This is a genomic window from Xenorhabdus sp. SGI246 (assembly GCF_040838225.1).
Lineage (GTDB): Bacteria > Pseudomonadota > Gammaproteobacteria > Enterobacterales > Enterobacteriaceae > Xenorhabdus > Xenorhabdus indica.
Genome location: NZ_JBFPEZ010000138.1, coordinates 1 through 9393, shown reverse-complemented (window position 1 = coordinate 9393; position 9393 = coordinate 1). Strand labels below are relative to the sequence as shown.

The 9393-nt window shown below is 53.0% G+C and carries 7 protein-coding genes and 3 pseudogenes; 4 read left to right on the top strand and 6 right to left on the bottom strand.

Going from position 1 to position 9393, the window contains the following annotated elements; translation table 11 throughout:
• A pseudogene (locus ABLA85_RS18475) lies at positions 1–2490 on the bottom strand (type IV secretion protein Rhs); the annotation flags it as partial.
• On the opposite strand from ABLA85_RS18475, the gene ABLA85_RS18470 reads away from it, so the two are divergent.
• A complete protein-coding gene (locus ABLA85_RS18470; protein ID WP_367965779.1) occupies positions 2467–2658 on the top strand; it encodes a hypothetical protein in 192 nt (63 codons plus the stop codon). The pseudogene ABLA85_RS18475 and the gene ABLA85_RS18470 overlap by 24 nt on opposite strands.
• Positions 2659–2829: 171 nt before the next feature.
• Here the strand turns inward: ABLA85_RS18470 and ABLA85_RS18465 are convergent.
• Positions 2830–3165: pseudogene (locus tag ABLA85_RS18465) on the bottom strand (DUF6531 domain-containing protein); the annotation flags it as partial.
• Between ABLA85_RS18465 and ABLA85_RS18460 the strand changes: the two are divergent.
• Positions 3056–3298 (top strand): hypothetical protein, encoded by a 243-nt coding sequence (locus ABLA85_RS18460; RefSeq protein WP_367965778.1) that lies wholly within the window; start codon positions 3056–3058, stop codon positions 3296–3298. The pseudogene ABLA85_RS18465 and the gene ABLA85_RS18460 overlap by 110 nt on opposite strands.
• A 56-nt stretch (positions 3299–3354) precedes the next feature.
• Here ABLA85_RS18460 and ABLA85_RS18455 read toward each other — a convergent pair.
• The 3 genes and pseudogenes from ABLA85_RS18455 to ABLA85_RS18445 form a co-directional block, all read right to left on the bottom strand.
• Positions 3355–3729: pseudogene (locus ABLA85_RS18455) on the bottom strand (PAAR domain-containing protein); the annotation flags it as partial.
• A 161-nt stretch (positions 3730–3890) separates the two neighbouring features.
• Positions 3891–4310: a DUF1795 domain-containing protein gene (locus tag ABLA85_RS18450; protein WP_367965777.1), complete on the bottom strand. Its 420-nt coding sequence runs from the start codon at positions 4308–4310 to the stop codon at positions 3891–3893.
• Positions 4311–4402: 92 nt separating this feature from the next.
• Positions 4403–6427: a type VI secretion system tip protein VgrG gene (locus tag ABLA85_RS18445; protein ID WP_367965776.1), complete on the bottom strand. Its 2025-nt coding sequence runs from the start codon at positions 6425–6427 to the stop codon at positions 4403–4405.
• A 986-nt stretch (positions 6428–7413) separates the two neighbouring features.
• Here ABLA85_RS18445 and ABLA85_RS18440 point away from each other — a divergent pair.
• Both ABLA85_RS18440 and ABLA85_RS18435 read left to right on the top strand, forming a co-directional pair.
• On the top strand, positions 7414–7620 hold the full coding sequence (locus ABLA85_RS18440) for a hypothetical protein (protein WP_367965775.1): 207 nt from the start codon (positions 7414–7416) through the stop codon (positions 7618–7620).
• A gap of 297 nt (positions 7621–7917) precedes the next feature.
• Positions 7918–8835, top strand: a complete 918-nt coding sequence (locus ABLA85_RS18435; protein ID WP_367965774.1) for an integrase domain-containing protein — start codon at positions 7918–7920, stop codon at positions 8833–8835.
• Between the two features lie 302 nt (positions 8836–9137).
• On the opposite strand, the gene cspA is transcribed toward ABLA85_RS18435, so the two are convergent.
• Positions 9138–9350, bottom strand: coding sequence for an RNA chaperone/antiterminator CspA (cspA, locus tag ABLA85_RS18430; RefSeq protein ID WP_367965433.1), 213 nt, complete (start codon positions 9348–9350; stop codon positions 9138–9140).
• Positions 9351–9393: the final 43 nt, after the last annotated feature.

Genomic DNA, 9393 nt, shown 5'->3' with positions numbered 1-9393 from the left:
ATAGCAACTGGCCACCGGCGAGTAATACCTGAACCGATTGTAGACCAGCCCGCTCTCTTCATCCAGCCACTGGCCGGCGAATTTTAGTCCCGGATTCAATTCGGGATTTTCCCCCAAAATTCCCAGACGTAATCCGTACAAGCTCTGCGGAGGTTGACACCAGACCCGTTGTCCCGCTTCATCAAACAAGGCCAGCGGCTCGCCCGTCGGTGCACACACAGCATACTGCGTCTGAATTTTTCCTGCGAGTAGTTCACGGCGATTTTCTGGGTTCGGGGTAAAAAATTGTACCTGCTGTGTCAATAACTGCCAGCCATCAAATACCAGATGCCGGATGCAGTGCAAGCGGTTATGCCGATATTCCCTAATCTCCGCGGGTACATCGCCGTCCCACAGGTACGTGGTACGCTCACCTGACCGTTCACACGCTTTCTCCGTGCGCCGCCCGAAGGCATCGTAGCGATAGACCCACTGCTGGCCGCCCGGTGTCTGTACCCCGATAAGCTGGTTCTGGCTGTTCCAGCGGAACTTGGTGAGCTGAGCACGGTGGCCGTCCTGCCAGAGCTGCATGGCGGTCATGCGACCTGCATCGTCATATTCAAATAAATGCTGACCGAGCTGTCGTAGCCGGTGGCCTTTCTGGTAAAGCCGTTCACTGTCAATTTCATGCAAACCGTCAAAACGGCGTGCCGGGTAACCGGAGGTATCATATTGATAATGTTCCTGCAAACGATCCCGGTTGCTGACTGAAGTCACCTGTCCGTTGCCGTTCACCACATAACTTAACCATTGCCGCTCATCGTTGGCGGCCACCAGATTGAGTGCCGCGTCGTAGCGATATTCCCTGTCCAGTCCCGCCAGTGTCGGTTGAGGAATATCGGCGACTTCATGGGCTTCAAAGAATTCGGTGTTGCGTCCGGCCCGCTGAGCGGTCAACTGCCCCATCAGGGAGTGTTCCTGACGCAGAATAAAACCTTTATCTGACTGACGGTGCCATTCATGCCCATCGTCATCCCGTTCAAGGCTGAGCGTATGTTCACCGCTGAAACTGACTCGCCGCAGTTCACCGACGTTATTGGCTTCGGTTTTTACCTGCCAGCCCGGATTATTTGTGGTGAGCAGTGTTCTTTCGACGGCGCTGCTTTCCGGGTAATCACGCCGGATGTCGCCGTGCGCCTGCGTTTCTTTCACGATGCGGTCTTTCTCATCGTATTCGAATGTCAGTGGTGTACTGTCAGGTGCCGTGACTGCCAGTAAACGACCCAGAATATCGTAACCGTAGGTAGTAGTGCCTTCGGGCGTGTGCATGGCGGTCATGCGATTGGCCGCATCATACTCAAAGCGGGTGATAGTGCTCAACGCATCCCGTTTTTCAATGCAGTTGCCATTACCGTCATACGCATAGTGCCACTGCGTACCCGCATAATCGGTTTCAGTAATCACCCGTCCGTCAGCATCCAGAGTATAACGGTAGCTTTCGCCTTGCGGATTAATGACGGCCAGTAATTGCAGACTGTCGGGATCATAACGGTATTGCCAGCGATTTCCTTCCCCGTCGACACGTGCGACAGGCAGATCAAACGGGCCGTATTCGATATACCATTGCACGCCCCGGGCATCTGTCCACTCGGTCAGGTTACCGTGGCGGTCATGGCGAAATCGTTCCAGACTGTTGTTCGGGCGATCGCTTAACGCCACACGATGATGGCGATCGTATTCCCACAGCCACAGTGCACCGCCACCCGAGGCCAGTCGCTGCAAGCGGTCATGGCTGTCGTAGCCCAGTCGCAGGCTGCGGTGTTCTTCATCAAACAGTTTACTCAGGCGCTGATGGTTGTCATATTCCCATGTGCGTTTATGCCCTTCATCGTCTTCAGCCGCGATAACCAGGCCGAATTCATTACGTGTCAGCGTGGTTTTGCTGCCATCGGGGGCGATAAAGCACTCTGTATTGCCATTGTCATCGTATTGCTGCCACCAGACACGACCGAGGGGATCGGTCATGCTGATAAGGCGGTCAGTCTCATCGTAGTGATATTGCCAGGTTGCGCCAGTGGTGTCGGTAAAGGCCGTCACCAGCCCGGTATCCGCCAGATAATCTAATGTCAGGGTTTGCCCTTCCGGTAAAATCTGCTGACGCAGGTTGCCCCATTCATCATACTTATAACGCGTGATATGCCCGCACGGGGTTTCGACCTGGGTGACCTGTTGCTGGTCATTGTAATGCCAGAGGGTGGTATGACCTTGTGGCGTCGTTGAACGGGTGATGCCCGGTTCATAAGTCAGTTGTACCGGGTAGAACCCGCCACTGCCGATGCTGTGGATGCAACGACCTTGTGTATCATAGGCATAATCAACAGCAGTCTGGTCGCCATCCGACCAGCGGCTCATCAGTCCCTGTTCGTTATAGTCATAGAACAGGTGAAATTGCTGGGTGCTGTCTGCTTCTGCCAGCCAGCCATTCTCGTGATAGCCATAGCGTACCAACACGTCATTCAGGTCATTGTCAGTGCGGCGAATATCGGCCAGCCGGCCATCATCACGGTAGAACAGCCACAGTTCCGGCCCATCGCTGTGGGTGACTTTTTCCAGTTGATGGATGTCGTTATAGTGAAAACGCACGGTATTGCTATTGCGATCACGGTGTTCCGTGAGTAACCAGCGTTCTACCGTCTTCTCTTCTGTGAGCGCTAACCGGGTGAAGTATTTGCGAACCGGATTATTGCGCTCGGTCAGGACAAAGCCCTGTTTTTGCCGGCTCAGTGTAAATTCCGGGTGTTCCGGGTTGATGCTGTGGTCAACGCTCCGGGGCAGGGCGAAATGCAGGGAAGCGCCTTCCAGCGTCAGGATCTCCACCCGGTCGCCGGTCACGATAACGGCCTCGGAGAAGTTGTCCAGCCAGTTTTCGCCAAGCAGGCCCCGCAATCCCGGTGACCAGCTGCGGGTGAAGGTCAGGGGTATCGTCTGCCCCAGTTCAAATTCGGTGCGCTGGTCAAACAGGCTGCCGGTGGTCACGTCTATCGGGTCGCCCGTGAAGAATTTTTTGGTGGCCTGAGTGAAACGTTTAACCCCTTTATTGGCTTTAAATGCGGCTTTGGCACAAATCAGTCTGCCCTTCAGGGCACCACTGGCTTTTCTGGCCCCCAGCTTTGCGCCGGCCAGCACCGCCTGCCGGCCGGTTTTGGTCAGCAATTTCCCCACGCCTTTGAGCAGCCCGCGCGTCGGCGGCACCAGAAATTCCACCGCCACCAGTAACGCCCGCTGCCAGCCGGAGAACTCTTCTTCAATCTCAAGGTAAGTCCCCTGACCGGAGCCGATAAAGACTTTGCTCGCGCCCCCTTTGATGGCCGCACCACAGACCAGCTTGTCGCCGACCCGCGCCGCAGGCTGGCCGTTGATAAACACGGATTCACTGCCCTGCGCTATCAGGGGCGGGGCGGGGTGTTTGCTGCACGCCGCCATATCGACGGTGGCCCGTGCTGCGGGTTTTCCTTCAATGATGACGTTACCGGAACCACTGCTCAACACCCCGTCCGGGGAGCCGAAGCTGTCGATAAAGTTTGTCACGGCTGAGCTGGCTGCCGCAATGGCATCGCTGGCCAGATAGGTTAATCCGCTGCCGGCGGCTGCCACAATCAGCGTCGCCCCTAACCCGCCGGTGCCGGCAACCAGTAACCCCACGGCCCCGAAAATCGCGGCGCCAATCAGGGCACCGGCTACCGCCCCCATCAGGGCACCAAAGAAGCTCTTATGCTGGATGGGGTCGCCCTGGCGTGCGGCTGCTGGCCCTCTGGCACCGCCGGCAGGCGGCAGGGGCGGGCGGGCATGAGTGGCCCCGACCCGGGCAATCCGGGTAATAATTTCATCACCTAATCCCATATCGGCCTCCCTTATGTCGCCTGAAAACTGCTCACCACGGCCAGTAAGGCTTCCCGCTGCCCGCTGTTCATGGGTTGTGGCGAGGTCAGGTTAAACGCCAGCAGCTGACTGCCCCGGATTTGCAACACCACCGTCTGGTGCATTTCTCCTTCCGGGCTTTGCCACTGGTAATCCAGTCGCCACGCCGGGTCACCGCTCAGTTCAATTTGTAACCGCTGATGCTCCTGATACCCCGGCAGGTGGGTGACAAACTGCGCCAGTGTCTGTTCATAATACGTCTGGCGGTCAGTGCCCGCCGGCACCGGGGTGCGGTTAATCACCAGATTGACGCCGCTGTCATCCGGCAGCACAAACACGTGCATCGATTCATCACGCCAGCCGGCTGGCAGGGTCAGGGTGCCTTCGTTCATCTGGTAGGGTTGTGTACTCATGGTTTTCCTTTTCACTTTTTTTACAATGGCTATGCCGCCCGCGGCAAAAATCCGGCGAAGCGGGTGTTAGTCTGTGATTGGCCAGCCCGGTATCAGTTCAGGGTGATGACCTCTTGTCCGTTCACAATGACGGCCTTACCGGTAATATGGATATTGCCGTCGGCATCAATCGCGATACTTCCTTTGGTGTTGCCGAGGGTGATACCGCTCTCGGTGGACTGGAGGGTAATTTGTCCTTTGGCACTGAGTACGCTGGTTTTTTCCACGGTGACCTGCCGTGTCCCGATGCTGCTTACTTCCATGCCGATGACTTCTTTATGCCGGTCAGCCCGCACGCTGAGAGCCTGATTGTGCCCGACACTTTCGGTATGGTCGTGCATCACGCGGGTACTGCGGTCGTTCAGTACGGTGGTATCCATGTCTTTCTGCGCATGCAGTGACAGCTTTTCACTGCCTTTCGCATCCTCGAACAGCAGCTCGTTGTAGCCTTCGCCTTTGTGGGTTTTGGAGCGAAACGCCATCTGGGTTTTGCTGCCCGGCAGCCCGCCCGGTGGGATATTGCTGGCGTGGTAGGTACGCCCGGTGACGATCGGTTGATCCGGGTCACCATGCAGAAAATCCACGACCACTTCCTGCCCGATACGCGGAATAGCCAGCATGCCCCAGCCCTGACCGGCCCACGGCTGGGTGACCCGTATCCAGCACGAACTCTGGTCATCACTCTTGCCGTAGCGATCCCACGGGAACTGGAGGCGGATACGCCCATACTGGTCACAGAAGATTTCTTCCCCGGCCGGGCCGACTACTTTGGCGATCTGCGGACCATCGATAACCGGTTTCGGTAGCGGCGTCGGGCGCCAGTGCTGGTTATGGCGGATAAAGTGGAACTGGCTGTTCAGGGTGGTGCCTGTGCCGCTGTTAGCAGTTTCGAGTGCCTGTGGCTGGCTGCCGGCATGACTGGCGCTTACCACCTGCCAGGACTGGTTCAGATCTTCACGCGGGTGGTTGTACAGGGTGAATAACCGCCCTGGTTGAATAGCAATCGCGTGACCGCTGCCTTGCCCCGTCACGGCATTGTTGCGCAGTGCTTCCAGACGGTAACGGGTGAAATCCTTACCGTGGGTCTCATCCTTAAAACGGCCCGGATAGTCGTAATGTTCGTAATACAACTGCTGGAGAGTATCCTCCTTCATTTGCTGGCTGAATTCGGCCGGCCATGCCGGGTTTTTGAAGGTGTAGTCTTTGAGTTGCACTTGTGCCGGGCGAACCTGTGCCCGGTGTGTCAGGTTGCTCACCGCCGGCTCTCCCAGCGTACTGGTGTCACCCGGCTGGTAGGGCAGAACAATCCCCGGAGGTACGGAGCCGGCGTCATCGGCAAACACCAGCGTATTGCGCCCGTTACCGCATTCAAAAAAGTAGAAGATACCTTCCTCCGCAGTCAGTCGTTGCAGGAAAGCAAAGTCACTTTCCTGATATTGCACACAAAACTCCCGTTCAGGATGGGCATGGCGCAGACTGAAGACGACATCGCGAATGCCGTGCTCTTTCAGAATCGTGGTGATAATGGCTGCAATGTTCAGTTGCTGGAAGATCCGCGAATTCTGGCGCAGGGTGGTGCGCCACAGATCCGGGCGAATGCTCATCCGGTAGGTGGTTTGGTGCAGTCCGGTATTGCCCTGTTCAAAGCTGGCGACGATACCGGTAATACTCCGGCTTTCAATTCCATCCTGTGTGATCGTCAGGGTGGCGGCGCGGTCGAGTACGGCCGGAAAGTCGATGGCCGGGTCCGCACTCGCCAGCCCGACCTCCAGCCGGAACGGCTGGGAAAAATGTTCGTTCAGGGTAAAATCCGTGACGACAAAGGTCTCTGGCGCCAGACTGCCCGCCGTCAGGGTAAATTGCAGGCCGCTGGGGAAGTCGCCACCATTCAATAACTGGCTGGCTTTTTGCAGGGCTTTGGTGGCCGCGCTGTGACCCCCGGCGGCTTTCTTTGCCAGCCCCTGTTCGTGCCCGACGAAGCTCCCGGTTGCCTGCTGGGCCAGCCGGGTGGCTTGTTGCCCCTGCTCAAATAGTGCCTTTCCCTGCTGAAGTTTTGCGAGGTGCTTTTTCACTGACATAGGTGTCTCCCTGAGATGATGACGGATAATGTGATAACCTGACAGCGAGGCAGGCCATCACGTTCGGGCACAACATTAAAATTCGTCCGGCGTTGCCTCTGACAAATGGGATAATGAAAGGATCAACGGGCTGTTTTTACACCGTGACCCTGAGATAATGTGAAGAAACGGTGATACCGGAATATTTTGGTTAATTCATGAAAAATAATAATGAGGGGAAATGATAAATAAGGGCTAAGTGAAAACCAAATGAAATCAAGTGAAATAAAGAAACACACCCAACAATGACAACATAAAAAGTTAAAATCATTGCGTCATTAGCGCAATCCACTTTGTTTTTCTCTATAGTTAACGCATTATTTTGACTTCTATCGTTAACAGGCAACGTGTCTGTTAATTAATATTATGATTTATAAATAAAAATAAAATATCAAGCGTCATGAAAACCATGATCATTTTCATTTTATGATAATGATCACAAAAGGTCTTTAAAGTAACGAAATCATTTATCTTAAAATAAAACACCATAACAAAAATAGCTCTTTCATGCTTGTTAAAATACAACGGCAATCATTATTTGAGATAAGCATCAATATCACGATGAGATAATTTTTATTTAAGTAATATGAAAAGGTCTTTTTATTTATTTTGGAAAGACGGTTATTCAGGTTGGTTGAAAATACGCCGTGAAAAAGAAGCCTAAACACCGTTTGACCCCGCCTGATGTAATCGCTACTATCTTTCTGTTAACTGATGATCTTCCGCCTGTAAGGATCAGCGTTAAGCGGCGAAATAAAACTCCCGTAGCCTGCAAGGGAGAGCATCACAATGCGGTACATCTGCGCACTTTTGGAAGCAGATATCATTGGATACTTAACCCTCCGTCTGATGATGAAAGTCTCCCGGTGTGATTCACCACCGGCTATTCACATAACAGGGCAAACAAGCTCTGTCTTACGTTAAACGATACCGTTTTCACCGGTACAATGTTCACCTGTGTTTTCAATTTATCACGATCAACGTCCCGAATATTGCGCGGCGTCACTTGTGTTGAAGCGCAGCGATTACCAAGTGACGTCGCCGGGCGTCAGCGTCCAGAGCGCATTCGGTCTGCCTTTACGACCGATTTGAACCCTGAATTACTCAGTGAAACCATTCAAAACAGACTATTAACAGATATTTTGTTTGATTGACGAACGAATTCCAGATCTGGTTTTCAACCCACCGCCTTAAAACAGGCTGATGCGATAAAAAAAGGAGATATGACATACGTCAAGATAATGAGGCGTTCATCCTGAACTGATCAGGCAATGAACGGGGAGCCTTCCATCGCTGTGCTCAGCACGTCGCGAGCTCCTGCAATAACTCAACACAACCTCACTCTGCTACACATTATCTGACGCATCACGGAACGGTGAACCTGAACCGACACGCAGAGATTTGTTTAAAAAATGAATTAAAACAGAGAAAAAGTGACAGGAGAGGCGGGAATGGCGCAGAAATCGGCACGGTCAAAAATTGAGTTGTTCAGGAAAGCATTTATTACCCATGCCCGACAAGCGGGTGGGAGCTTTGCCACGGTTGCCGATCGTGAACGGATTGCCCGGCAGTTCCTTAACTTTCTAAAGGATAAAGGCATTAAGCTCCGGCAGATGGACAACCTTAAAGTCAAATATATTGAACGCTATATTGCAGAGCGAAAGGCCAACCTTATCAGCCACCGGACTCTGCAAAATGAAATGTCCGTGCTGAGAAGCGTTTTAGCGCAGGCCGGAAAGCATAAGCTGGCTGATCCCGATAATACCCGTTTGAGCAACCGGGCACTCGGTATTGTTGCAATAAACCGAAAAGGAACTAAAACAGCGTTGGCACCGGCGGCGTTCCGTGAAATATTTCAGCAGGTCGAGCAAAAAGATCGGCGCGTGGCGGCGGTGATGCAACTGGCGTATGTTCTGGGGTTGCGCACCAAAGAAGCGGTGGAAGCCTATAAATCGTTAGCCACCTGGAAAAAAGCCCTGGAAAATGGGCAGACCTCTGTGCGGGTGATATTTGGCACCAAAGGCGGACGGCCGAGGCAGACGACCATATTGGATCGGGCAGCGCTGCAACATGCCATTGCTTATGCCGAGCGAGAGCAGGCAGAGCGGGGTGGAAAACTGATTGATAAACCGACGATCACGCAGGCCATAGACCGCTACCGATATATTGTCAGAAACTCTGGACTGGCGGGTAAGAATGCCCCGCACAGTATGCGCTACCATTTTGCCCAGCAGTCCGGTGAATATTACACAGCGCAGGGATTCAGTGAGCGGGAAGCGCTGGCATTGGCATCAATGGATTTGGGGCACGGTGATGGACGTGGGCGCTACATCAAACAGGTGTATTACCAGAAAGGTGAGGCGGAATAACACTATTTTCCCTGATAAAAAATAATCATCTAGATTAATCGCTACCCTGCCTGACCGTCATCTATGCGCGTAAAGCGGACATGGTGTAAGTCCAAAGTGTCTACGTTACCAGTAGTGATTCAACTATTAACTCTGAAATGTCCCGCGTCCAAGTCGACAGCAATAAAAGAGGACATTTATCACGCGAAATTAATGTAATAAAAAACCCGCACAAGGCGGGTTCATTTTATTATCAGCAGAGCTTAGCTGCTCAGACTATTGCCTTCATCGTTATTGTAAGTGTCGCTAATAATTAGCGACGCTTACAGCGCTGTGACGTTTCCAGCTGCAGGGCCTTTAGCGCCCTTTTCAATAGTGAAGGAGACCTGCTGACCTTCATCAAGCGTTTTGTAGTTGTCACTCTGGATAGCAGAGAAATGTACGAATACATCCTTGCTGCCATCGTTCGGAGTGATAAAGCCAAAACCTTTATCTGCGTTAAACCATTTTACTAAACCAGTCATTTTATTAGACATAGATACTTCCCTTATTGATGAGCCACTAAGAGTGGCGATGATG